Consider the following 23,218-nt stretch of genomic DNA (forward strand, 5'->3'; position numbering starts at 1 on the left):
TTTTTTGATAAATCGTTATGGTGATTACTGCTTGCAGATAAAAGCAGATAATTCGTCTACTGAAACCTCAGTTGACTCACCTGTTTGACGGATTTTCACTTCGACAATTCCTTCGTCCGCACGTTTTCCGACAGTGATGCGGATTGGAAGGCCAATTAGATCTGAATCAGCAAATTTTACGCCGGCGCGTTCAGCACGATCGTCATAGAGCACTTCATAGCCTTCTGCTTTTAAATTAGCATACAGCTTTTCAGCAAGCTCTCTTTGCGAATCGTTTTTCATATTCAAAGCAAGAATATGAAGATCGTACGGCGCAACGCTTTTTGGCCATATTAATCCTTTTTCGTCGTGATGCTGTTCAGCAATAGCTGAAAGCGTTCTTGACACACCTACTCCGTAACAGCCCATCAGCATTGGCTGTGCGCGTCCGTTTTCGTCTAAGTATGTCGCATTCATCGCTTCAGAATAGCGTGTTCCGAGTTTAAAGACTTGTCCAACCTCAATTCCTTCCGCAAAACGGATCGTGCCCTTACCATCTGGTGAAGGATCACCTTCTTTAATGAAACGAAGATCAGCGAATTCTTTAATTTGCGCATCACGGTTCACGTTGACATTTTTATAATGATGATCTCCTTCATTCGCACCGGCAACAGCATTGACCATTGCTTTCACAGCCTGATCGGCATATACTTCAACATCTTGATTGACACCGACAGGACCGACAAAGCCTGGCTCTGTTCCGAGCTGCTGAATGACCTCTTCAGATGTGGCAAGCTCCACAACTTCTGCTTGAAGCAGGTTTTTCACTTTAATATCGTTGACTTCATGGTCGCCTCTTACAAGCACTAAGACAAAACGGTCATCTGCTTTAAACAAGACCGATTTAATACAGGTTTCAGCGGAAACCTGTAAAAACGCAGTCAGTTCTTCAATTGTTTTCACGTTAGGCGTTTGGACTTTCTCTAAAGCTTTAGGCTCTTCATCAGAAGGTACTTCTTGGTAAAGAACTTCAGCCATTTCGATATTAGCCGCATAGTGTGATTCATCTGAATATGCAATTGTATCCTCACCGATTGCAGAAAGTGCCATAAACTCGTGCGTATCCTTTCCTCCCATTGCACCTGAATCGGCAATGACAGGTCTTACATTAATGCCGCAGCGGGCAAAAATATTAGAATAGGCCTCGTACATTTTTTGATACGTTTCATCCAGACTCTCTTCAGATGCATGGAAAGAATACGCATCCTTCATAATAAATTCGCGGCCTCTTAACAAACCGAAGCGAGGACGTTTTTCATCTCTGAACTTAGACTGAATTTGATACAGAGTCAGAGGGAGACGCTTATAAGATTTAACCTCATCGCGAACAAGTGAAGTGATAACTTCTTCATGCGTAGCCCCTAAAGCAAACTCACGGCCATGACGGTCTTTTAGTCTCATCAGTTCAGGACCATACGTATACCATCTGCCTGATTCCTGCCATGTCTCAGCCTGCTGCAATGCGGGCATAAGCATTTCAACGGCATCAATTTTCTCCATTTCTTCACGAACAATCTGCTGAATGTTTTGAATCACCTTATACGCAAGAGGCATATAGCTGTATACCCCGCTCGTATTCTGTCTGATAAATCCTGCTCTCAGAAGAAGCTGATGACTTTTTGCTTCGGCATCAGCTGGAACTTCACGGAGCGTAGGAATAAGCGTCAAGCTTTGTCTCATTTCTTCGCACCTCTGATTGATTTACTTTTCGTTTACAAGAACAGCCGCTGGATATCATTCCATGTGACGACCAGCATAAGAAGCATTAAGAAAGCTACCCCGATAAACACAACAAATGCTTCTTTTTCCCTGTTAATCGGCTTGCCCCGAATTGCTTCAATAAATAGGAATAACAGTCTTCCTCCGTCAAGTGCCGGAATTGGAAGCAAGTTGACAATCCCAAGGTTAATGCTTAAAAACGCAGCAAACTGGAATAAGTTCACTAACCCTGTTTTCGCCACTTGGTCTGTCATGTCATATATGCCGACCGGACCTGACAGCATATCAAGTTTAAATTGGCCTGTTACTAATTTGCTTAAGTTGGTTAAAATGGCTTTGGTGACATCAACTGTTGATGTCGCGCCGTAAGCAACTGCTGATAGAACACCTTTTTCAGTCGGCGCATAGGAACCGAAACGTCCGATTGTTTTTTTGTTCTCATCCTTCACAGCTTCCGGAGTCACTGCAATATGAAGCGTTTTGTCATTTCTTTTTACAGAAACATCCATTTCTTTTTCCGGATTTTCTTTTACAGCGGAGACAATGTCAGTCCATGACCTCATTTTCTCTCCGTTAATGCTTTGGATATAATCCCCTTCTTTTAGCCCCGCTTCGGCCGCCCGGCCATTGTCTGTCAGCTGCCCGAGCACAGGATCATTTGACGGCACGCCTTGAATCAGCCCAAGCATCACTAAAATGACGTAAGCTAAAATAAAGTTCATAATCGGCCCTGCAGCAATCGCTTTAATCCGCTGCCACACAGGTTTGGAACCAAATTGGCGATTATACGGCGCAATCTGCACTTCTTCTCCGTCTACAATGAAAAAGGATGTTTGGCTGACAGTAAAGCTGGAAAGCTCATCCTCTTTCCCCTGTTCATAGCCTGTGATCTTCATGTCATGCTCTAAATCCGCTGTTTCTACTTCGATGACTAAAGCATCCGGGTATTTTTCCTTTTGATTGATGATGACTTTCTCAACTTGATCTTCTTTATTAAACAGAAGCCCAACCGTGTAACCGGGTTTCACCTCAATCATTTCCGGATCTTCGCCAGCCATACGGACAAATCCGCCGACTGGAAGGAGCCTGATCGTATAAACTGTTTCATTTTTTTTGAAAGAAAAAATCTTTGGACCGAAGCCGATCGCAAATTCACGGCAGAGAATTCCCGCTCTTTGGGCTAGCAATAAATGGCCCAGTTCATGGAAGAAAACGAGCGTTCCGAAAATAATGATAAACGCTATAACTGTATTCACGAACATACCACCTTATGTGAGTATTGAATTGACGTATCCCCGGGTATCTTTGTCCACTTCTTGAATGTCCGCCAGACTCGGTTTTTTAACTAGCTGATGGCGGGATAGTGCCTTTTCGATACAGTCTTCAATAGCCAAAAACGGTATCTTGCCGGCTAAAAAGGCAGCGACAGCTACTTCATTTGCCGCATTAAGCACTGTCGGCATTGTTCCTCCTATTTTACCTGATTCAAAAGCAAATTGTAAGCAGCGGAACCTGTCAAAATCAGCTTTCTCAAAATGGAGGCTGCCGATTTCCCATAATTCAAGCCTTTTCGCATCTGGTAATGGCAACCGGTCAGGGTAAGTGAGCGCATATTGAATTGGAACCCTCATATCCGGAGTTCCGAGCTGTGCGATCACACTTTTGTCATGGAACTCAACCATTGAATGGATGATGCTCTCCTTATGTAAGACCACATCAATTTGATCATATGGTATATCGAAAAGCCAATGTGCCTCGATCACCTCTAACCCCTTATTCATCATTGTAGCCGAATCAATCGTAATTTTTGCACCCATTGACCAATTTGGATGTTTTAATGCGTCCTCAACTGTTACTGATTCGAGCTCCTCCCGCGTCTTGTCCCGAAAACTTCCGCCGGATGCCGTAATGATGAGGCGTTCGATGTTTTTAGCCTGTTCGCCTTGCAGCGCTTGAAAAATGGCTGAATGCTCACTGTCAACAGGCAGCAGCGGAACATCGAATTTCTTAGCGTGTTCTTTTACTATATGCCCTGCAGTGACAAGAGTTTCCTTATTTGCAAGCGCAATTGTTTTTTTCTGTTCAATTGCCTTTAACGTAGGGATAAGACCAACACTTCCGAGCAAGGCGTTGACAACGATGTCAACCTCCTCCATTACTGCTGCTTCTATCAGTCCCTCTTCCCCCAGCCCAATTTGGCATTCAAAAGAAAAAGACATTTGTTTTAATTTACGATATGTATCTAGATCACCGACAGAGACAAACTTCGGCTGAAAGGCCTCTATCATTGGGACGGCCTTATCAATATTTCTGCCAAACGACATAGATACCAGCTGAAATTGATCTTGATGTGTACGAAGTACGTCAAGTGTCTGTTCGCCGATTGATCCTGTTGCTCCTAAAAGACAAATATTCTTCAAAGTTGCCACTACTCCTATTCTTTTTGCTGCATAATCAGTCTCATATTCATATTAGACGTTTTTATGAAAAAATGGCAAGCAGAAAGTACAAGAAAGGCATAACAAACAAGAAACTGTCAAAACGGTCTAAGATACCGCCATGCCCGGGAAGAATTGTTCCAGAATCCTTTACATCATAATGTCTTTTTAAGGCGGATTCCACTAAATCTCCAAGTTGTCCGAAGACAGACAAAAACAGCGTGATCAATAACAGATAGATATACGGGACCGGAAGGTGTGCAACAACCTGAAAAATCGTCGCCAATACAAGCGCGATAACAATTCCACCTACAAATCCTTCCACTGTTTTATTCGGACTGATTTCAGGCCACAGTTTTCGCTTACCAAGTGCTTTCCCGACAAAATATGCACCGGAATCAGTGGACCAAATCACGACACACGCGTAAAAAATGTATGTTAACCCGTATTGGTCAAGATTTCTGATTTCTATAAAATAATGAAAACACATTCCGATGTAAATTGCTGCAAGCATAATAAAACCGACTTCATCAAAAGTAAAGGTGTTTTTCACCAACACTGTGTAAGTCAGCAAAAGCAGTACCGCAAACAAAGCGATTTCCATTTTTGAAATACCGTCCGCTTCAAAAAACGAATACTGGCTTGGCAATAAGAACATCCACAATAATAAAAGGCCGATCAAACCCGGCAGTGAAACCAGCTTCAGCTTTTTCATTCGTAAAAGTTCAAAAAGCGCCACACTGCCCATAACATAAATTAATATGGTGAACGGCAATTTCCCGACAATAACCAAAAATAAAAATACAATTGCTGCCAGAACACCTGTCAAAATTCTTTGTTTCATGTGCACCATCCTCTAAATTCCGCCAAACCTCCGGCCTCTTTGCTGATATTCTCCTAACGCCTGTAAGAAGTGATCTTCTTTAAAGTCAGGCCACAAGACGTCAGTAAAGACAAATTCACTGTAGGCAACCTGCCATAGCATAAAATTGCTTAGTCTAATCTCGCCGCTCGTTCGAATTAAAAGTTCAGGATCCTGCAAAGATTCAGTCATTAAATAATTAGAAAAAAGAGATTCATCGATGTCTTCAATATTCAAGGAGCCATCCTTCACTTTTTCCGCGAGTGTTTTTGCAGCAGTGACAATCTCAGTACGGCCTCCATAATTAAGAGCAAAATTAAGAATCATTCCGTCGTTTTGTGCCGTATCCTGTACCGCCTTTTCAATCGCACGTAATGTGTGTGCCGGTAAAGCCGTTTTATCTCCAATGATCCGAACCTGTACATTTTCCTCAACAAGTTCTGGAAGATACGTATTCAAAAATTCTTCCGGAAGTTTCATCAAAAAATCGACTTCCATTTTCGGTCTCTTCCAGTTTTCTGTTGAGAATGCATACAATGTCAGTACTTTTACACCTAATTCGTTTGCAAGCTTCGTTGTCCTTTTTACCACCTTCATCCCTTCATGGTGGCCTGCAATTCGGGGAAGAGAGCGTTTTTTAGCCCAACGGCCATTTCCATCCATGATAATGGCGATGTGTTCGGGAATTTCTCCCTTAAGTATGTCTTCTTTTGTATAACGTTCTAAGTTGGAAGCCGCAGTTTGCTGGTTCTTCCAATTTTTGAGTATGTTGAGCATGAGATTCCTCCGTCACCCAAAAAGGTTGCATTCCCTGCTGATAATCAATGTAATCAACAGTATTAACAAAAAAACCCCCTGTAAACATGAGAGGGTCTTTTCACTATTATCTATTGTACATAGTTTTTCATTAAACTTCCATGATTTCTTTTTCTTTGTCTTTTGTGACACTGTCAATTTTTGACACATATTCATCTGTCAGTTTTTGAACATCTTCAGTTGAAGCACGCAGTTCATCCTCGGTAATGTCTCCGTTTTTCTCAAGTTTTTTGAGATCATCGTTAGCATCACGGCGAACGTTACGGACAGCTACTTTCGCGTCTTCAGCATATTTTTTTACAACTTTCACTAATTCTTTCCGTCTTTCTTCTGTTAACGCCGGTATCGCAATTCGAATCATATTGCCGTCACTTGTTGGCGTAATACCTAGATCAGCTTTTAAAATTGCTTTTTCGATATCGCCGATTGCTGATTTGTCGTACGGCGTTACAACGAGCATACGAGCTTCAGGCACGTTAATAGAAGAGAGCTGATTTAAAGGTGTCTGTGCTCCGTAATATTCAACCGTTACTTTATCTAATAGAGATGGATTTGCACGGCCTGCGCGTACAGTAGCCAATTCACGTTGATAAGCAGCAATTGCTTTTTCCATTTTTTCTTTTGTTTGAGTTAATACTTCTTTTGACACGTTATTTCCCCCTCACGATCGTTCCGATTGATTCACCGATAACGGCACGTTTGATGTTTCCTTCTTCCATAATAGAAAAGACGATAAGCGGAATGTCATTATCCATGCATAAAGATGATGCTGTTGAATCCATGACTTCCAGGCCGTCTTTAAGAACGTCAAGATAAGAAAGTGATTCATACTTAACAGCTGATTCATCTTTTCTAGGATCAGCGTTATACACACCGTCAACATTATTTTTAGCCATTAAAATAACGTCTGCTTCAATTTCAGCAGCCCGCAGTGCAGCTGTCGTATCAGTTGAGAAATATGGGTTTCCTGTGCCCGCAGCGAAAATAACGACACGTTTTTTCTCTAAGTGGCGTATCGCTTTTCTTCTTATGTACGGTTCAGCAACTTGTCTCATTTCAATGGATGTTTGCACTCTGGACTGGATTCCGAGTGTTTCCAAGCTGTCTTGGAGAGCAAGCGAATTCATAACTGTTGCCAGCATTCCCATATAGTCAGCAGTTGCACGGTCCATGCCCAGGTCACTTCCTGTTTTTCCGCGCCATAAGTTGCCGCCGCCTACTACAACAGCCACTTCGACTTCAAGCTCAGCGATTTCTTTCACTTGCTTTGCAATGGATTGAATGACAGTTGGGTTAATTCCGTTTCCCTGTTCTCCTGCCAATGCTTCCCCGCTAAGCTTTAATACGATACGTTTGTATTTTGGTTTTTCCATGATAACCTCCAAGTGTAAACATTGCCGTTTTCTATTATGCAAGAGAAAAAAAGGTTTGTAAATATAGTTTTAAAAATAGGGAACACAAAGTGTGTCCCCTATACTGCCTGAAAAGACGCGACTTGGCCGCGAAATCTTTTCGCCATTATTTTTTCACTTGGTTCATTACTTCTTCAGCAAAGTTTTCTTGACGTTTTTCGATGCCTTCTCCAACTTCATAGCGTACATAAGTTTGAACAGTTGCGTTTTTCGCTGCAACCACTTGTTTCACTTTTTCATCTGGGTTTTTAACGAACGCTTGGTCTAAAAGACAAATTTCTTCGAAGAATTTGTTCAGACGGCCTTCAACCATTTTCGCTACGATGTTTTCAGGTTTACCTTCTTGAAGGGCTTGCTGAGTTAAAATTTGACGCTCATGATTTCTTTCTTCTTCAGATACTTGATCACGAGAAATGTAACGAGGGTTAACCGCAGCAACGTGCATTGCGATATCTTTCGCAGTTTCTTCGTCAGTTGTACCGTTTAGAACAGTTAATACGCCGATGCGGCCGCCCATGTGTAGGTAAGCACCGAATGCAGAGCTGTCGTCTTTTGTAAGAACTGTAAAGCGGCGAAGAGTGATTTTCTCACCAATTTTAGCAACTGCACTTGTGATGTATTCTTCAACAGTAGAGCCATTTTCCATTTTTTGAGCCATTGCTTCTTCAACATCTGCTGGAGCATTTGCAAGAAGGTGGTCAGCTAAAGTGTTAAGTAGCTCTTTGAAGCCTTCGTTTTTCGCAACGAAGTCAGTTTCAGAGTTTACTTCTAAGATAACGCCTTTGTTGCCGTCAGTTTTAATAAGAGTAGAACCTTCTGCCGCGATACGGTCAGCTTTTTTCGCTGCTTTCGCAATCCCTTTTTCTCTTAAAAGGTCAATTGCTTTGTCCATATCTCCGTCAGTTTCAGTTAACGCTTTTTTACAATCCATCATGCCCGCGCCAGTTTTTTCACGCAGTTCTTTTACTTGCTGTGCAGTAATTGCCATTTGTATTCCTCCTTATATGTTAAAACAAGAGTATGTATATTACACATTTTTCTTGAAAAAAGGTGATAAAAGGCAGTCCCTCTTATCACCTTTTGAATAGGTTACGCAGTTGTTGTTTCTGTTTCTGGTGCAGTTTCTTCAGCAACTTCTGCTTCTTCTTCGCCTTGCTTCGCTTCTAAGATTGCATCTGCCATTTTAGAAGTTAGAAGTTTAACAGCACGGATAGCGTCATCGTTCGCTGGGATGACAACATCGATTTCATCTGGATCACAGTTAGTATCTACGATACCGATGATAGGGATGTTTAATTTGCGAGCTTCCGCAACAGCGATGCGCTCTTTACGAGGATCGATGATGAACAATGCATCAGGAAGATCCTTCATATCTTTAATTCCGCCCAGGAATTTTTCAAGACGCTCTAATTCTTTTTTCAATTGAACAACTTCTTTTTTAGGAAGTACATCAAACGTACCGTTTTCTTGCATTTTTTCAATGTCTTTAAGACGTTTAATACGTTTTTGGATTGTTTCAAAGTTTGTTAATGTACCGCCCAACCAGCGTTGGTTGACATAGTACATGCCAGAGCGTTGAGCTTCTTCTTTAACAGAATCTTGAGCTTGTTTTTTTGTTCCGACGAAAAGGATTTTTCCGCCTTCAGCAGCAAGATTTTTAGTGAAGTTGTAAGCTTCCTCTACTTTTTTGACTGTTTTTTGAAGGTCAATGATGTAAATTCCGTTACGCTCCGTGAAAATATAACGCTTCATTTTTGGGTTCCAACGGCGTGTTTGGTGACCGAAGTGAACACCAGCTTCAAGCAATTGCTTCATAGAAATGACTGACATGTTATTTCCTCCTAATATAATGGTTTTTTTCCTCCGCTTAGGTCATTTTTGTGCAGAACTGCCGCCTGCAGCACCCTCTGCATAAATCGTTAAGCGTGTGTATTTAACACCAAGACATAATATAACACAGCTTTATCCGACAATCAAGAATCCTTTACACCTTTGGAGCGAAATTTTAAAAATAGCTCGATTTCTGTCTTTCCGCTCTTCAGTTTCTGAGCAATTTGACTGGCCGAATACCCCTGCTCATATAATTCTATGACCCGGTCTTCAAATGATTGGGCAATGCTGTTTACACTCTCTTCCTGACGCTCAACCTCAGTAATCAGACCTTTAAGAGGATTCTCTTCTTCTCGAGCAGCATCCTGCTCTGAATCTTTTTCAGGGTGCCGAAGGTCTGAATTTTCGGTTTCTTCTTCCGTATGACTTGAAGGTGAACCGATATTTTCTATCAGTTTCTCATTTTCTTCTTTTAATTCAAGAAGAAATGCAGCCAGTGTGTTTTCCGTCTCTTCAAGTATCTTCTTTTGCTGTTTTTCTGTTTCCTTCACAGCCGCGAGCCTCGTATACAAGATAATGACAGCGTACAGAAGAACGCCATGGAGCGTAAAGCTTAAAAGCCATAATAGTGTTGACATGTTTTTCACTCGCTAACCATGAATTTCTTTATTGAATCACTTTTTCCAGCAGATTCTTTAATTTAAATAATGCCTTTGAATGGATCTGTGATATGCGGGACGTAGAAAGATTTAATACTTGTCCGATTTCTGTCAATGTCAGCTCCTCTTTGTAGAACAAACTGACAACAAGCTGTTCTTTTTCAGAGAGTTCGTGAATTTTTTCAGCAAGTTGTGCAATCAGTTCATCCTTCATAATCTTTTCTTCAGGCGGAATATTCTTGTCATCTCTGATCATGACCTGAATGTTTTCACCGTCATCTTGATCATGGAGCTTTTCATCAATTGACAGCAGATTTGCAAAAAAACCTTCATTCATTGTTGACACGACATCCTGTACCGTCATTCCGAGTTCCTCTGCAATTTCTGCGGGCGATACATTCCGAAGATAACGCTGTTCAAGCTTTTCAATTGCTGCTTCAACCTTCTTTGTTTTTTCGCGTGAGGTTCTGGGCAGCCAATCTTCTTTACGAAGCCCGTCTATGATTGCGCCGCGAATTCTAAACGAGGCGTAGGTATCAAATTTTAAGTCCCGGCTGGGGTCAAATTTTTCAAGGGCATCATATAAACCAAGCATACCAAGGCTCATAAGATCGTCTTTATGCACTGATTTCGGCAGCCCGACAGAAATTCTGCCTACATGATATGTAACAAGCGGCATGTAACGGCGCATTAAATCGTCACCGGCTTTAGGATCTTTCCACTCTTTCCAGCGCGTCCAAAGCACCTGATCTTCATAATTCAAGGATTGCATTGTTATCCCCCTAATACCTTAATTAAATCGTTTTTTCACCTTGTTTAACAGTTCGAATATGCAGCATGCAGGACTTCGGTTCAAATTCTATCGTCCGGCCGCTTGAGCCGCCCGTATCTTCACTAATGATAGGAATATTATATAAAGACAGCTGTTCTTTTATCGCTAATACATTTCTCGGTCCTATCTTCATCAAATCATTTGTCGATTTAAATTTAAACATCTCTGATCCGCCGGCCAGCTTTGCTTTTAATGCGAATTTCCGGCATCCGGCTTCTATCAACATATCAATCGTGGTCTTTACGGCTGTGTCAGCATACTTAGCCCGATTGAGTTCGGCAGTTTTCGATAACGTCGAATCAGGAAGCATGACATGAACAAGCCCCGCCGTCTGCTTTTCTTTATCATAAAGCACCAGTCCCACACATGATCCCAACCCAGAGGTCCTGATGGTGTCCGGGAAGCTGGCGATCTTCACGTCAGCAATTCCAACCTTTACAACAACAGCCTCAGTTGTACTCATAATGATGCACCCAAGGCAACAAAGAGCTTTTCAAATGAATCATAGTCCGGCAGCATAAACATATGCGCTTTCAGCTTTTGCTGATGGCTCTGGTCAAAAATTGACGTGTCCACAACAATAGCGTGTTCTCCGACCTGACTGAGTTCCATCAACCCTTCGCTAATCACAGCGCCGAACATGTCAAGTGAAACTTCAGGAACACTTGGATAAAGCTGGAGTTTCGTCAAATCCGCCAAAGCTGTTAAATATGATCCTGCTAAAATATTGCCCAGTTCATGCAAAGCGGATGAGCTCATATGATCTTCGCCTAAGTCCTCTATATCAAAATCGGGGTTTCCAATCAGCTCTCTGATAAACTGCTCCGCCTGATAAAAAGGCATTATAAAGAACATTGAACCCGTTAAATCGCCTTCCATTCTTAAAAAGATGCTGGCAACCGGGATATCGGCGCCGCCGAAAAAATCGACAAGCTCATCGAAAGACAACAGCTTTGCAAATGGGACTTCCATATCTATCTTTCTATTTAACAGCTGTGCCATTGCAGAGGCGGAGTGGCCAGCGCCTATATTGCCGACTTCCCGCAAAATGTCCATCTGCTCTTCTTTGATTCCATTAAAAATACTCATGTCATAACCCCTTTAAGATTAAGCTTGATCGGGCACAGCGGACTGAGATGATTCTTTATCCAAAACCGCGTTCGCATCAATAATATTTAAGAGTCTGTTCTCTTGTTTCACAATCTGTTCGATCGACACATCCGTATCTTTCTGGATGCTTTCTGGAGCGGATTCGATTTCACTTTCTTGTACGGTAATCACATCATTAGCTTCATCCACGATCCAGCCGATTTCAGTATCACGATAAGCAATAATGATAATTCGTGTTTCATCGGTAATTTCATACTCTGGCAAATTCAGGCGTTTTCTTAAATCAATAACCGGAGTCACTACCCCGCGCAAATTGATTACTCCGCAAATATATGGTTCGACGCCAGGCACTCTCGTTGGCTTTTGCCATTTTTCAATTGATTTCACCTGAGTGACGGAAATGGCATATTCTTTGCCATTAACCATAAAGACAATCATTTTTTCGCCCGTTTTAATTTCTGCAGTCATGTGAGACACCTCCTCGAATGGTTAAATAATCAGTGCATTACAATCAATAATGAGCGCTACTTCTCCATCTCCTAAAATAGTAGCTCCGGAAATTGCAAAGACATTTGTTAAATAATCTCCGAGTGATTTCAGCACAACTTCCTGTTGGCCAATAAAGGAGTCCACCACAAATGCAGTAGGTTTGTCGCCTTTTTTCACGATAATGATATGGAGCTGTTCCGCATCTTGTCTTGTATCTTCTATTTTAAACTCTTCTTTTAAATAAACGACAGGGACAATATGCCCTCTAAAGTCAATCACTTCACGGTCATGCGTTTGCAAAATGTCTTTTCTGTCAATAACTGCCGTTTCAATAATTGAAGAAATTGGAATAGCAAATGTCTCTTCTTCCAATTTGATCAGGAGAACTGAAATAATGGACAAGGTAAGCGGAAGCTGGATGCTGAATAGAGAGCCTTGACCTTCTGCAGATTTCACACTGACTGAACCGCCCAGAGACTCCAGTTTGTTTTTTACAACATCAAGTCCGACACCACGGCCGGAAATATCAGAAATCTGATCAGCAGTAGAGAACCCTGGAGCAAAGATCAATTCGTAAATTTCATTGTCTTCCAAGGTTTCAGCTTCTTTTTCCGTAATGACCCCGCGCTCAAGCGCTTTTTCAAGAATTTTTTTACGATTAAGGCCTGCACCATCATCCTCTACCTCAATAAAGACATGGTTGCCGCTGTGATAGGCTTTAAGCACAACTTTTCCAGATTCCGGTTTTCCCTTTTGCAAACGTGTTTCCGGTGACTCGATACCATGATCAATACTGTTTCTGATCAAGTGAACGAGAGGATCTCCGATTTCATCAATTACTGTTCGATCCAGTTCAGTTTCCGCACCGACAATCGAGAGTTCGATTTTTTTATTCAGCTCTTTTTGAAGCTGGCGAATCATTCTCGGGAAGCGGTTAAAAACGGTTTCAACCGGAACCATTCTCATATTAAGAATAATCGATTGCAAATCCCCAGAAATTCTCGTCATTCGTTCAACCGTTTCAGTCAGTTCATTGTGCTCAAGCTCTTTTGCAATCTGCTCGAGACGCCCGCGGTCAATGACAAGCTCTTCAAATAAGTTCATTAAAGAATCAAGTCTGTCAATGTTGACACGAATTGTTTTAGAACCGCCGGCTGTATGCTTCGCCTGTTCTTCGTTTTTAGCAGGCTGTTTTGGTTTCTCCTGCTTCACAGGTACAGGTGCTGGCAAATCTGCCGGCTTAGATTCTTCCGGCTTTTCAGCTGTTGTTAAAGGAGCCCCTTGAATGACTTCAACATGCTCAATTTCTGAGACGCCATTGATTAATTGAGCAATCTCTTCCGCTGATTGATGTGTTAAGAAACAAACTTGAAAGTCAGTGCCGAAATCTTCTGTTTCAAGCACTTCCGCACTCGGAACTGTTTTGGCTACTTCTCCAATTTCATTAAGTTTCTCAAACACCATATAGACACGGACTGCTTTTAACATACAGTTTTCGTTTAGAGAAATCTTGACTTCATATCGTTTGAAGCCTTGCTCCTCCGCTTCTTGTATGACAGTCCGCTCAAATTCATCATATTTCCAATCAGATGCTGTATTCTGTGCTTCTGCTGGTTCCGCAGAGGCAGCTATTTCAGTGTGTGCACCATTCACATCAAGCTTTGCACTCACTTCTGAGATATCTCTTTTACCATCCCCGCCATCAATAATAGATTGAACCATGGCTTCCAGGTGATCCAGGGCTTCAAACAAAATATCCAGCCATTCTGGGGTAACTGCCATGTCTCCGTTTCGGATTGCATCCAGCACATTCTCAAGCAGGTGGGTTAGATGTGCTAAGTCGGTATAGCCCATCGTTGCGCTCATTCCTTTTAATGTATGGGCAGCCCTGAATATATCATGAACGAGCTGAAGGTCAGTCGGGTCTTTCTCTAAAAGGAGAAGCTTTTCATTACATGTTTGTAAATGTTCTTTACTCTCATCAATAAAGACATCTAAATACTGATTCATATCCATTTGAATCACACCCTCTCTTTTTTCACACAGCTTGTGATGGATGCTGCGATATCTTCCACATGTTTAATCTCATGGATGAGCCCCGCTTTAACAGCTGCTCTCGGCATCCCATATACGACACAAGATTCTTCAGACTCCGCGATGGCTTTCACATTGCCGGCCGTAAGCATATCCCTTAAGCCGGCAGTGCCGTCACTTCCCATTCCGGTCATGATAACCGCTACTTTTTCATAGTCTGCCAGTTTTCCGACAGAACGGAATAAATAATCAGCTGATGGTTTATGACGGCTTGGCGTATCGAGATTATCAAGCACGATCTGGAGTCCTGCGCTGTTTTTGATAACGGATATGTTTTTGCCTCCCGGTGCTATGTAAACACAGCCGTTAAGAGCTGTTTCACCATCTTTTGCTTCTTTAACTTGAATGTCAGATAAATGATTCAGCCGCTCAGCCAATGAAGCAGTAAAACCTTCAGGCATGTGCTGAACAACAACCACTGGTGCGCTTAAATCCTTAGGGAGCTTCGGTATCACCTTTTGTAACGCTCTTGGACCGCCTGTTGAAGTGCCGATACATACAATTTGTCTGCCTGTGCCGGGTTTCGGCTTGCTTAATTCAGGCTTTACAGCACGCACTATAGGTTCGGGCCGAACTGCCTGTGAAACAGGCTGTTTCCGCTTGCCGGAAAGCCCAGCCGCGATGACACGTTCAACTAATTGTTCTTTAATTTTGTACAAATCCAGAGATATGGAGCCTGATGGTTTTGTGATAAAGTCAAAGGCGCCGATCTCTAAACAATTAATAGTGCACTCTTTACCTTTCTCTGTCTGGCTTGACACCATGATGACCGGCAAGTTATAAATCTCAATAATGTTGCGCAGTGTGTCTGTCCCGTTCATGACCGGCATTTCAACATCAAGAGTAATAACATCGGGCTTCAGTAACTTAATCTTCTTAAGCGCTTCTTCTCCGTTTCTCGCAGTTCCGATTACCTCTATCTGCTTTTCCTCGGTTAAAAAATCACTTATCATTTTTCTCATGAAAGCTGAATCATCAACTACAAGCACACGAATCAAATTAAGCCCTCCTCATTAAAAAAGAAGATAATTTCTCAATAAATGTCTGTTTGTCTTCTTTGTGTCTTGTTTCTTCTCTTTCAAACAAGGCGTCCGCTAAAAGACGGACTGACCGGCTGGCTTTTGCCTGAGGACTTTTTATGAAAAAAGGAACCTGTTCGACAACTGCTTTGCTCACGATCGCATCGTCAGAAACGGAACCGGCAAACTGAACCTGAGCATCTAAAAACATACGAATCGTGCGGGAAAGGCGGGTAAAAGCGTCTAGCCCTTCCTTTTGATCACGGCACCGATTGACAGCCACCTTCATGGAAAGTTTATTTTCTGTCAAAACCAAGTGCTTGACAGCGCTGTATGCGTCCATGATGGCCGTCGGTTCGGGAGTTGTTATGATCAAAATATCTTCTGCCGATAAAATAAAAGGCAGCTGATCTTTTGATAAGCCCGCTCCCATGTCAAACAGCACATAATCGAACTGGCTTAACGCATGAGAAAGCTCATTAGCAAAAAATGCCCATGTTCTCTGGTCCAGCTGAAACATTACATCCAGACCGGTTCCCCCTGGTATATACCGCAAACCCTTTGGTCCATTGGATAATGACTGCATCAAAGGCTTTCGATCGGTTAATACATCGATAATTGTCGCGGACGATGAGGTTCCCATTAATATATCAATGTTCCCCATCCCAATATCAAGATCAATAAGCAGTACCTTCTTACCTTTATCCTGCAGCGCAAGGGCCATGTTTAAAGTAATATTGGATTTGCCGACACCGCCCTTGCCGCTGATGACAGCAAGTGTCTTCGCTTTTTGTGAATAAACCATTGGCAGAACACGCTGACGCTTTTCCATTTTCGCCCGTAAAGTTGCTGCTTGGTCAAATCTGTTCATCTGCACAGCATCCTTACAAAATCAAGCGGAGATACAGTCTGTATATCCTCCGGCACATTCTGGCCATTCGTGATAAACCCGGCCCCTATTTTTGATTCTGCCAGTATATTAAATACAGAGCCTAAGGAAGTAGTCTCATCTATTTTCGTAAAAATAAACTGATTGACAGGGACGGATGAAAACCGTTTGACAATATGCTTCATATCTTCATATTTTGCAGTCGCGGATAAAACGAGAAATGATTGAATGCTGCTCTCAAAAGGAATCGTTTCTTTCAATTCATCAATGTATTGCTGCTCCTTGAAGTTTCTTCCGGCTGTATCAATGAACACATGATCAAACTCAGAAAATAACTCCTTCGCCTGCTGGAATTCTTCTTTTGTATAGCAAACTTCCAGAGGAGCCTGCAGCAGTTCAGCGTATGTTTTCAACTGTTCAACAGCTGCTATTCGATACGTATCTGTTGTAATAAAAGCGATTTTTTTCTGTTTTTCAAGCATAGATATGGCTGCGAGCTTAGCCAGCGTTGTTGTTTTTCCAGCCCCTGTTGAACCAAACAGCACGATATACTTTGAGTGAATAGGCTCCTGCCACTTGTCTGCTGAGGGCAGCGTATCGCATAGTATATCCTGAAGTTTATCGACCACGTTTTCTTCCGTCAGACCTCCCGCTTCCACAGAGCAGCGAAGCAATTTTTTCAGCGCGCTCGTCTTGGTCGACTCTTTAATCCCCGTTTCTTGCAGAAGCTTTTCTGCTTTTCGCAGCGGCTCAGGAAGTACAGATTGATAAGCTGAAAAATCAGCGGGCTCATGTTGTGCCGGAATTTGAGCGGGATATGTCCTCTCCTCTATTTTCGGACTGCTGAGAGGAGTTTTTAATGTTTGTTTCGGCTCATCTGCTTTCTGTAGCGTTTTATTCTCAAGAAAGCCCTGATCCAATACGGCAATGACTTCAACAGCAGGCTTGTTGATGAGCCCGAACCATTTTCGCTTTTTAATTTTTTTCGAATTTAATATGACCGCTTCATTACCTAACTCTTTTCTAATGAGAAGTGCCGCTTCTTGCATTGAAGCAGCAGTAAATTTTTTTATTTTCATTAAATATCCACCACTCCAATGCTTTGTACCTCAACATTCGCCTCTAATTCGTTATAAGACAGTACCGGAAGATCAGGGAAGTATCGCTCCAGAAGCTGTTTCACATACATTCTGACAGGCGGCGAGCAGAGAAGAATCGCAGTTTCCTGACGTAATGAGAGCTGTTCGGCTTCTTTAGCAACAGAGCGCACAATACTTTCTGAAACATCTGGTTCAAGCGACAAATAATTCCCGTGTTCCGTTTGCTGCACACCATCTGCAATTGCCTTTTCTACACGACCCGAACAGGTAACAACCTTCAACACTTCATTTTCTTTGGCAAACTGGGCTGTAATTTGTTTAGCCAATGCCTGTCTTGTATACTCGGTCAAAAGATCAGAATCTGTTGTTAATTTTCCATAGTCGGCAAGGGTTTCAAAAATCGTTACTAAGTTTCGGATTGAAACTTTTTCTTTTAAAAGCTTAGCCAGCACCTTTTGAATATCACCGACAGACAACGGATTTGGCGTAACCTCTTCCACAAGGACTGGATACGTTTCTTTCAAGTGGTCAATCAGTTGTTTCGTCTCCTGTCTTCCGATCAATTCGTGGGCATACTGCTTAATTTTCTCCGTGATATGGGTCGAAACGACTGAAGCGGGATCGACAACTGTATAACCAAGCATGTCAGCTTCATCTTTTACCGATTCGCTAATCCATTTTGCCGGCAGTCCGAATGACGGTTCCACTGTTTCAATCCCTTCAATGAGATCGTCTTCAGGTGTAGGCGACATCGCTAAATAATGATCAAGCAACAGCTCGCCTTTTGCTACTTCGTTACCTTTAATTTTCAATCGGTATTCATTAGGCTGCAACGCTATATTGTCTCTGATGCGCACGACAGGAATGACAAGCCCGAGTTCCAGAGCCAACTGACGGCGTATCATGACAATTCGGTCTAATAGATCACCGCCTTGATTGGCATCAGCAAGCGGTATCAAACCATACCCAAACTCAAATTCTATTGGATCGATGTGCAGAAGCTGAACAACGCTTTCAGGGCTTTTAAGATCGTCAACCTCAGCCTCTTCCTCGAGAATCTCTTCCACTTCTTCTTTTTCCTTACCTGATTTAGATAGCATATAAGCGCCGAATGCAAGCAGCCCTGCAAGCGGACCCGTCAGAAAAATGCCAATCGGAGTGAAAATACCAAGAAGCAAAATCGTAGATGCTGCGACGTATAAAAGCTTTGGATAAGCAAACAGCTGACCTGTAATGTCATGCCCTAAGTTTCCTTCAGAGGCAGCTCTTGTCACGACAATACCCGTAGCTGTAGAAATTAACAGCGCCGGAATTTGCGAAACAATTCCATCCCCTACAGTCAGCATCGTAAATTGTGAAGCGGCCTCTTGAATGGACATCCCCTGCTGAAGCATTCCGATCACGATACCAAAAAGAATATTGATCATCACAATGATGATCCCGGCTATTGCGTCACCTTTTACAAATTTACTGGCACCGTCCATTGCTCCATAAAAGTCTGCTTCTCTTGCCACTTTTTCGCGGCGGTGCTTCGCTTCCTGTTCGGTAATCATCCCTGCGTTTAAGTCAGCATCAATACTCATCTGCTTCCCTGGCATTGCGTCCAGCGTAAACCTTGCTGCAACCTCGGAAACACGTTCAGCGCCTTTCGTAATGACGATAAACTGAATAATAATGAGGATGATAAATACAACGAGTCCAACTAATACATTTCCGCCGACAACGAAATTTCCGAAAGTCTCGACGACTTTTCCTCCTTCACCATGTGAAAGAATAGAACGGGTAGTTGATACGTTCAAGCCCAAACGAAATAAGGTTAAAAGCAGCAACAGTGACGGGAAAATCGAAAACTGAAGCGCTTCTTGCATATTCATTGTGGTAAGAAGCACGATCAATGCAAGAGAAATATTAATAATGATTAAAATACTTAACAGCCATGGAGGAAATGGAATCACCAGCATCGCCACAATGAGGACAACACTTATTAAAACGGATAAATCTCTTGTTGACATGCTGTTTTTTCTCTCCTTCTAAATCGAAAAATTCAATATACTTTTTGTTTTGTTTTATATACGTAAGCCAGAATTTCTGCCAAGACTTTAAAAAATTCTTCCGGCACTGCCTGGTCAATTTCTACCTGGTCATATAACGCACGGGCAAGCGGTCTGTTTTCTACCATCATGACATCATGCTCTTTAGCAATTTTCCTGATTTTTAACGCCAGATGGTCGACACCTTTTGCAACAATATAAGGAGCGTCCATTTTTTCTTCATCATATTTCAGGGCAATCGCATAGTGGGTCGGGTTTGTGATAATGACATCAGCTTTGGGAACTTCTTGCATCATCCGCCTCATTGCCATTTCCCGCTGTCTTTGTTTAATTTTAGACTTGATAATCGGGTCTCCTTCAGATTTTTTGTACTCATCTTTTATATCTTGCTTTGACATTTTGATATTTTTCTCATAGTCAAATCTCTGATATAAATAGTCGAGACCAGCAAGTATCAACAAAGCCCCTGCACCACTCAGCCCCATCCACAAGGTGAGTTTTGAAACAAAAGAAAGTGCCTCTTCGGGTGTCAGGAGCGGGAGCCGGAGAATTTCTCCATAGTGCAGCCAAAGCACAGCAAAAGCCGCAAAACCGACAACAGTGATTTTCAATATGGATTTAATTAGCTCTACAATCGCCCTCATACTGTATATTCGTTTAAAGCCTTTGATCGGGTCCAGCTTTTCAAGCTTGGGCTTTATCACTTCAGCAGAAAACAAGTACCCAACCTGTATATAGTTGCTGACGACCCCTGCGACAAGAGCCACAAGCATAATAGGTGCAAGCACAAAGGCAGTATCCTTTAATAAGCTGATAAACAGTGTATGAACATTTGATTCTGAGAGCTTCATTGTGAGCGACTCGGTATAAAATGTTTCTAAAAATGACAGCAGCCTGTCCCTCATAAACGGACCAATCGCAATGAACGAAAGGAATATCACTAATAACGAAACGGCCGTATTGACATCTACGCTTTTGGCAACCTGTCCTTTTTTTCGCGTATCCTTCCGTTTTTTCGGAGTAGCTTTCTCTGTCTTCTCTCCAGCAAAAAACTGCAGGTCAATTCTAAGGTTCATGAAGAAACACCGACCAATGCTAAAAGATTCCGCATCGTTTCAATCGTTAAACTGAAGACATTCCGCACAACGACGAACATAACAGACATACACACAATGAGCATGATGAAACTGATAGCGATCTTTAAAGGCAGACCGACCACAAATACATTTAATTGCGGAACAGATCGAGCCACGATACCTAATGCTAAATCAACAAGAAACAAACTAGCGACAACCGGCGCTGACATTTGAAAAGCAATAATAAACATCGCATTAAAGCTTTTTGCGATAAAATAAGCAAACTTTTCATCGCCGAAATTCGGAAATGCCTGATCAACTGAAATATACTGAAAGCTGTAGTAAATACCGTCCAGTAGTAAATGATGGGCATTGACACTCAGCATAAACAAAAGTGCCATCGTATAGATAAACTGGCCGATTAACGGACTTTGTGCACCTGTTTGAGGATCAATAACGTTCGCAATTGAAAATCCCATTTGAAAATCAATAAACGAGCCGGCAATCTGTACTGCAGCAATCATCATATAAGCAATTAAGCCTAGACAGAGGCCAACCAAAGCTTCTTTAAACGTCAAGAGCATATACTGCCCATCTATCTCCAAAGAGGGAGGTTTATCAATGGTGCTGAAACAAATGACCGCGAGAAAAAAAGCAAATCCAATACGATGAACTGCTGGAACATTTCGGTGTCCGAAAAGCGGAATCGTTACAAAAAAAGCAGAGATTCTAATAAAAACCAATAAAAAAGCAGGAAATAAGTCAATAATTGAATTCATCTCTACATTACCCTGCAAAACGGTTTAAATTAGAAAACAGCTCTGTTGTAAATGAAAGAATGGTGGACAGCATCCATGGACCAAAAAAAATCAGGGCCAGAAGAACCGCCACGATTTTCGGAATAAACGCCAAAGTCTGTTCCTGGATTTGAGTTGTCGCCTGAAATATGCTGACGATTAAACCGACCAGTAAAGCGATAGCCAATAATGGCCCGCTGATCATCAGCGTTACGTATACGGCTTTTTCCGCCATAGAAATTACAAATTCTGAACTCACGTTTAGCACCTACCCTAAAAGCTCTGAAGCAAAGATTTCACAATTAAATACCAGCCGTCTACTAAAACAAAAAGTAATATTTTAAAGGGCAGAGAAATCATAACTGGAGGGAGCATCATCATTCCCATAGACATTAAGACACTTGCCACTACCATATCTATAATTAAAAATGGGATAAAAATCATAAAACCTATTTGAAACGCTGTTTTGAGCTCCGATATGGCAAAAGCGGGAACCATTGTTGTTAGCGGAATATCTTTTAATGATTCGGGTTTATCCATTTTCGCGTAATTCATAAACAGCGCCAGATCCTTCTGCCTTGTGTGTTTACTCATAAATTCTTTAATCGGTTCCTCAGCTTTCGAATACGCTTCGTCCAAGCTGATTTTGTTGTCCATCAATGGGGTCAGCGCTTCTTTATTAATCTCTGAAAAAGTAGGAGCCATAATAAAGAACGTTAAAAACAGCGCAAGTCCGATAAGAACCTGGTTTGGCGGCATAGATTGCGTCGCCAGTGAAGTCCTGACAAATGACAGAACTATGACGATGCGAGTAAAACAAGTCATAAGAATCAATATTCCAGGCGCCACTGAAAATACAGTTAACAATAATAGTAATTTAACAGTTGAACTTACGTTTTCCGGATCGCTTGAACTAAAAATATTTATAAACTCATTCATGATGACGTGGGCCTTTCTTCTTTCCTTCAGAACGGTTTTGTTTTAACTCTTCAAGCTGCTCTTTCAATGCTTTTGAAAATGAAGGCATCTTTTGCTGCGGCTGTTGTTCAGGGCCCTTAAGCGGCTTCACAAGCTTTTGCCACTCTATTTTGCTTGACATTGCCTCTTCATGCTGGCTGAGAATCACTTCAATCTCTGTTTCATCCTCAATTTCTTTTAACAGCTGGATCGTCTCTCCTACTCCGACGACGAGCACACTTTTTCCGACTTTAATCAATTGGATGGATCTGTTTTGGCCGACCGGTGTGCCGCCAATATTTTCAACATATTGAAAAGGCTTTAGAAGCCGATTTCTTTTGTTCATGAGCTTAACCAGCCCGTAAATCAGCACGATAACAAACAGTAAAGCGAAAATCATTTTCACAAAATCAAAAGCTGAGACAGAAGGAGCAGCCGCTCCCTCCGTCTCATCAGCAATTTGTGTTGTTTTTTCTTCCTTTTGCTCTGACTTATCTGCAGTTTTTTCATCTTTCTTTTGAAACCATTCGTTTACAGTTGAATTATCAGAGTCTGCCGCGGCAGCAGCAATCGGATGTACACTGAATAAAATGAAAAAACTAATAAAAGCAATGAAATATTGACTCTTTTTCAACAGTCGTACACCCTTTAACTTAATGTTTTGTTGATTGCTTCAAGCACACGGTCTGCCTGGAAAGGTTTTACGATAAAATCCTTGGCGCCTGCCTGAATAGCATCGATAACCATTGATTGCTGTCCCATAGCCGAACACATAATGATTCTTGCCTGTGCATCAATCTGTTTAATTTCTTTTAATGCTGAAATACCGTCCATTTCTGGCATTGTAATATCCATAGTAACGAGGTCAGGGGAATGCTCTTTATATTTTTCTACTGCCTGTGCTCCATTTTCAGCTTCCGCTACTACTTCAAAACCGTTTTTCACCAAAATATCTTTAATCATCATTCGCATAAATGCTGCGTCGTCTACAATTAAAATTCTGTGTGCCATAATCTATCTCTCTCCTTG

The 23,218-nt window shown here is 41.9% G+C and carries 25 protein-coding genes; all 25 read right to left on the bottom strand.

Going from position 1 to position 23,218, the window contains the following annotated elements; genetic code table 11:
- Positions 1–24 precede the first annotated feature (24 nt).
- The 25 genes from proS to cheY all read right to left on the bottom strand — a co-directional run bounded on the left by proS (position 25) and on the right by cheY (position 23,200).
- Positions 25–1,719: a proline--tRNA ligase gene (gene proS / locus MOF34_RS11225; protein ID WP_268400195.1), complete on the bottom strand. Its 1,695-nt coding sequence runs from the start codon at positions 1,717–1,719 to the stop codon at positions 25–27.
- Positions 1,720–1,751: 32 nt separating this feature from the next.
- On the bottom strand, positions 1,752–3,020 hold the full coding sequence (gene rseP, locus MOF34_RS11230; RefSeq protein WP_268400196.1) for an RIP metalloprotease RseP: 1,269 nt from the start codon (positions 3,018–3,020) through the stop codon (positions 1,752–1,754).
- A gap of 6 nt (positions 3,021–3,026) precedes the next feature.
- On the bottom strand, positions 3,027–4,178 hold the full coding sequence (gene dxr / locus MOF34_RS11235) for a 1-deoxy-D-xylulose-5-phosphate reductoisomerase (protein WP_268400197.1): 1,152 nt from the start codon (positions 4,176–4,178) through the stop codon (positions 3,027–3,029).
- A gap of 61 nt (positions 4,179–4,239) precedes the next feature.
- Positions 4,240–5,049, bottom strand: coding sequence for a phosphatidate cytidylyltransferase (cdsA, locus tag MOF34_RS11240; RefSeq protein WP_268400198.1), 810 nt, complete (start codon positions 5,047–5,049; stop codon positions 4,240–4,242).
- Positions 5,050–5,052: 3 nt separating this feature from the next.
- Positions 5,053–5,835, bottom strand: coding sequence for an isoprenyl transferase (locus MOF34_RS11245; protein WP_268400199.1), 783 nt, complete (start codon positions 5,833–5,835; stop codon positions 5,053–5,055).
- Positions 5,836–5,965: 130 nt separating this feature from the next.
- Entirely contained in the window at positions 5,966–6,523 is a 558-nt protein-coding gene (frr, locus tag MOF34_RS11250) for a ribosome recycling factor (protein ID WP_003220926.1), read from the bottom strand.
- Between the two features lies 1 nt (position 6,524).
- On the bottom strand, positions 6,525–7,247 hold the full coding sequence (gene pyrH / locus MOF34_RS11255) for a UMP kinase (RefSeq protein ID WP_003220923.1): 723 nt from the start codon (positions 7,245–7,247) through the stop codon (positions 6,525–6,527).
- Positions 7,248–7,392: 145 nt separating this feature from the next.
- Entirely contained in the window at positions 7,393–8,274 is an 882-nt protein-coding gene (gene tsf, locus MOF34_RS11260) for a translation elongation factor Ts (RefSeq protein WP_019714429.1), read from the bottom strand.
- Positions 8,275–8,375: 101 nt separating this feature from the next.
- A complete protein-coding gene (rpsB, locus tag MOF34_RS11265) occupies positions 8,376–9,116 on the bottom strand; it encodes a 30S ribosomal protein S2 (RefSeq protein ID WP_003220918.1) in 741 nt (246 codons plus the stop codon).
- A 143-nt stretch (positions 9,117–9,259) separates the two neighbouring features.
- Complete coding sequence (locus tag MOF34_RS11270; protein ID WP_268400200.1) at positions 9,260–9,754, bottom strand: DUF6115 domain-containing protein; 495 nt, start codon at positions 9,752–9,754, stop codon at positions 9,260–9,262.
- 28 nt (positions 9,755–9,782) lie between these two features.
- Positions 9,783–10,547 (bottom strand): RNA polymerase sigma-28 factor SigD, encoded by a 765-nt coding sequence (gene sigD / locus MOF34_RS11275; protein ID WP_019714427.1) that lies wholly within the window; start codon positions 10,545–10,547, stop codon positions 9,783–9,785.
- Positions 10,548–10,569: 22 nt separating this feature from the next.
- Entirely contained in the window at positions 10,570–11,070 is a 501-nt protein-coding gene (cheD, locus tag MOF34_RS11280) for a chemoreceptor glutamine deamidase CheD (protein ID WP_268400201.1), read from the bottom strand.
- The gene (gene cheC / locus MOF34_RS11285) at positions 11,067–11,696 is read right to left on the bottom strand and encodes a CheY-P phosphatase CheC (RefSeq protein WP_019714425.1); all 630 of its coding nucleotides are present in this window, start codon (positions 11,694–11,696) and stop codon (positions 11,067–11,069) included. The genes cheD and cheC overlap by 4 nt, the downstream gene beginning before the upstream one ends.
- 18 nt (positions 11,697–11,714) lie before the next feature.
- Positions 11,715–12,185, bottom strand: a complete 471-nt coding sequence (gene cheW / locus MOF34_RS11290; protein WP_003220905.1) for a chemotaxis protein CheW — start codon at positions 12,183–12,185, stop codon at positions 11,715–11,717.
- A 21-nt stretch (positions 12,186–12,206) separates the two neighbouring features.
- A complete protein-coding gene (gene cheA / locus MOF34_RS11295; protein ID WP_268400202.1) occupies positions 12,207–14,222 on the bottom strand; it encodes a chemotaxis protein CheA in 2,016 nt (671 codons plus the stop codon).
- A gap of 5 nt (positions 14,223–14,227) precedes the next feature.
- Positions 14,228–15,298 (bottom strand): protein-glutamate O-methylesterase CheB, encoded by a 1,071-nt coding sequence (cheB, locus tag MOF34_RS11300; protein ID WP_268400203.1) that lies wholly within the window; start codon positions 15,296–15,298, stop codon positions 14,228–14,230.
- 1 nt (position 15,299) lies between these two features.
- On the bottom strand, positions 15,300–16,196 hold the full coding sequence (gene flhG / locus MOF34_RS11305) for a flagellum location/number ATPase FlhG (protein ID WP_268400204.1): 897 nt from the start codon (positions 16,194–16,196) through the stop codon (positions 15,300–15,302).
- Positions 16,187–17,287 (bottom strand): flagellar biosynthesis protein FlhF, encoded by a 1,101-nt coding sequence (gene flhF, locus MOF34_RS11310; protein ID WP_268400205.1) that lies wholly within the window; start codon positions 17,285–17,287, stop codon positions 16,187–16,189. Before flhF ends, flhG begins: the two co-directional genes overlap by 10 nt.
- Positions 17,287–19,320, bottom strand: coding sequence for a flagellar biosynthesis protein FlhA (gene flhA / locus MOF34_RS11315; RefSeq protein ID WP_268400206.1), 2,034 nt, complete (start codon positions 19,318–19,320; stop codon positions 17,287–17,289). Before flhA ends, flhF begins: the two co-directional genes overlap by 1 nt.
- Positions 19,321–19,352: 32 nt before the next feature.
- Complete coding sequence (gene flhB, locus MOF34_RS11320; RefSeq protein ID WP_268400207.1) at positions 19,353–20,435, bottom strand: flagellar biosynthesis protein FlhB; 1,083 nt, start codon at positions 20,433–20,435, stop codon at positions 19,353–19,355.
- The gene (gene fliR, locus MOF34_RS11325; RefSeq protein ID WP_268400208.1) at positions 20,432–21,214 is read right to left on the bottom strand and encodes a flagellar biosynthetic protein FliR; all 783 of its coding nucleotides are present in this window, start codon (positions 21,212–21,214) and stop codon (positions 20,432–20,434) included. Before fliR ends, flhB begins: the two co-directional genes overlap by 4 nt.
- Before the next feature lie 7 nt (positions 21,215–21,221).
- The gene (fliQ, locus tag MOF34_RS11330) at positions 21,222–21,491 is read right to left on the bottom strand and encodes a flagellar biosynthesis protein FliQ (RefSeq protein ID WP_003220888.1); all 270 of its coding nucleotides are present in this window, start codon (positions 21,489–21,491) and stop codon (positions 21,222–21,224) included.
- Positions 21,492–21,505: 14 nt separating this feature from the next.
- Complete coding sequence (gene fliP / locus MOF34_RS11335) at positions 21,506–22,171, bottom strand: flagellar type III secretion system pore protein FliP (protein WP_003220886.1); 666 nt, start codon at positions 22,169–22,171, stop codon at positions 21,506–21,508.
- Entirely contained in the window at positions 22,164–22,823 is a 660-nt protein-coding gene (fliZ, locus tag MOF34_RS11340; RefSeq protein ID WP_268400209.1) for a flagella biosynthesis regulatory protein FliZ, read from the bottom strand. The genes fliP and fliZ overlap by 8 nt, the downstream gene beginning before the upstream one ends.
- A 14-nt stretch (positions 22,824–22,837) precedes the next feature.
- Positions 22,838–23,200: a chemotaxis protein CheY gene (gene cheY / locus MOF34_RS11345; protein WP_003220882.1), complete on the bottom strand. Its 363-nt coding sequence runs from the start codon at positions 23,198–23,200 to the stop codon at positions 22,838–22,840.
- Between the last annotated feature and the right edge of the window lie 18 nt (positions 23,201–23,218).

The sequence above is a fragment of the Bacillus sp. T17B1 genome (assembly GCF_026796395.1).
Classification (GTDB): Bacteria; Bacillota; Bacilli; order Bacillales; family Bacillaceae; genus Bacillus; species Bacillus spizizenii_A.

Coding starts and splice junctions, on each gene's coding strand:
- proS (WP_268400195.1), bottom strand. CDS start 1,719: ATGAGACAAAGCTTGACGCTTATTCCTACGCTCCGTGAAGTTCCAGCT.
- rseP (WP_268400196.1), bottom strand. CDS start 3,020: ATGTTCGTGAATACAGTTATAGCGTTTATCATTATTTTCGGAACGCTC.
- cdsA (WP_268400198.1), bottom strand. CDS start 5,049: ATGGTGCACATGAAACAAAGAATTTTGACAGGTGTTCTGGCAGCAATT.
- MOF34_RS11245 (WP_268400199.1), bottom strand. CDS start 5,835: ATGCTCAACATACTCAAAAATTGGAAGAACCAGCAAACTGCGGCTTCC.
- pyrH (WP_003220923.1), bottom strand. CDS start 7,247: ATGGAAAAACCAAAATACAAACGTATCGTATTAAAGCTTAGCGGGGAA.
- tsf (WP_019714429.1), bottom strand. CDS start 8,274: ATGGCAATTACTGCACAGCAAGTAAAAGAACTGCGTGAAAAAACTGGC.
- rpsB (WP_003220918.1), bottom strand. CDS start 9,116: ATGTCAGTCATTTCTATGAAGCAATTGCTTGAAGCTGGTGTTCACTTC.
- MOF34_RS11270 (WP_268400200.1), bottom strand. CDS start 9,754: ATGTCAACACTATTATGGCTTTTAAGCTTTACGCTCCATGGCGTTCTT.
- sigD (WP_019714427.1), bottom strand. CDS start 10,547: ATGCAATCCTTGAATTATGAAGATCAGGTGCTTTGGACGCGCTGGAAA.
- cheD (WP_268400201.1), bottom strand. CDS start 11,070: ATGAGTACAACTGAGGCTGTTGTTGTAAAGGTTGGAATTGCTGACGTG.
- cheC (WP_019714425.1), bottom strand. CDS start 11,696: ATGAGTATTTTTAATGGAATCAAAGAAGAGCAGATGGACATTTTGCGG.
- cheW (WP_003220905.1), bottom strand. CDS start 12,185: ATGACTGCAGAAATTAAAACGGGCGAAAAAATGATTGTCTTTATGGTT.
- cheA (WP_268400202.1), bottom strand. CDS start 14,222: ATGGATATGAATCAGTATTTAGATGTCTTTATTGATGAGAGTAAAGAA.
- flhF (WP_268400205.1), bottom strand. CDS start 17,287: ATGAAAATAAAAAAATTTACTGCTGCTTCAATGCAAGAAGCGGCACTT.
- flhA (WP_268400206.1), bottom strand. CDS start 19,320: ATGTCAACAAGAGATTTATCCGTTTTAATAAGTGTTGTCCTCATTGTG.
- flhB (WP_268400207.1), bottom strand. CDS start 20,435: ATGAACCTTAGAATTGACCTGCAGTTTTTTGCTGGAGAGAAGACAGAG.
- fliR (WP_268400208.1), bottom strand. CDS start 21,214: ATGAATTCAATTATTGACTTATTTCCTGCTTTTTTATTGGTTTTTATT.
- fliP (WP_003220886.1), bottom strand. CDS start 22,171: ATGAATGAGTTTATAAATATTTTTAGTTCAAGCGATCCGGAAAACGTA.
- cheY (WP_003220882.1), bottom strand. CDS start 23,200: ATGGCACACAGAATTTTAATTGTAGACGACGCAGCATTTATGCGAATG.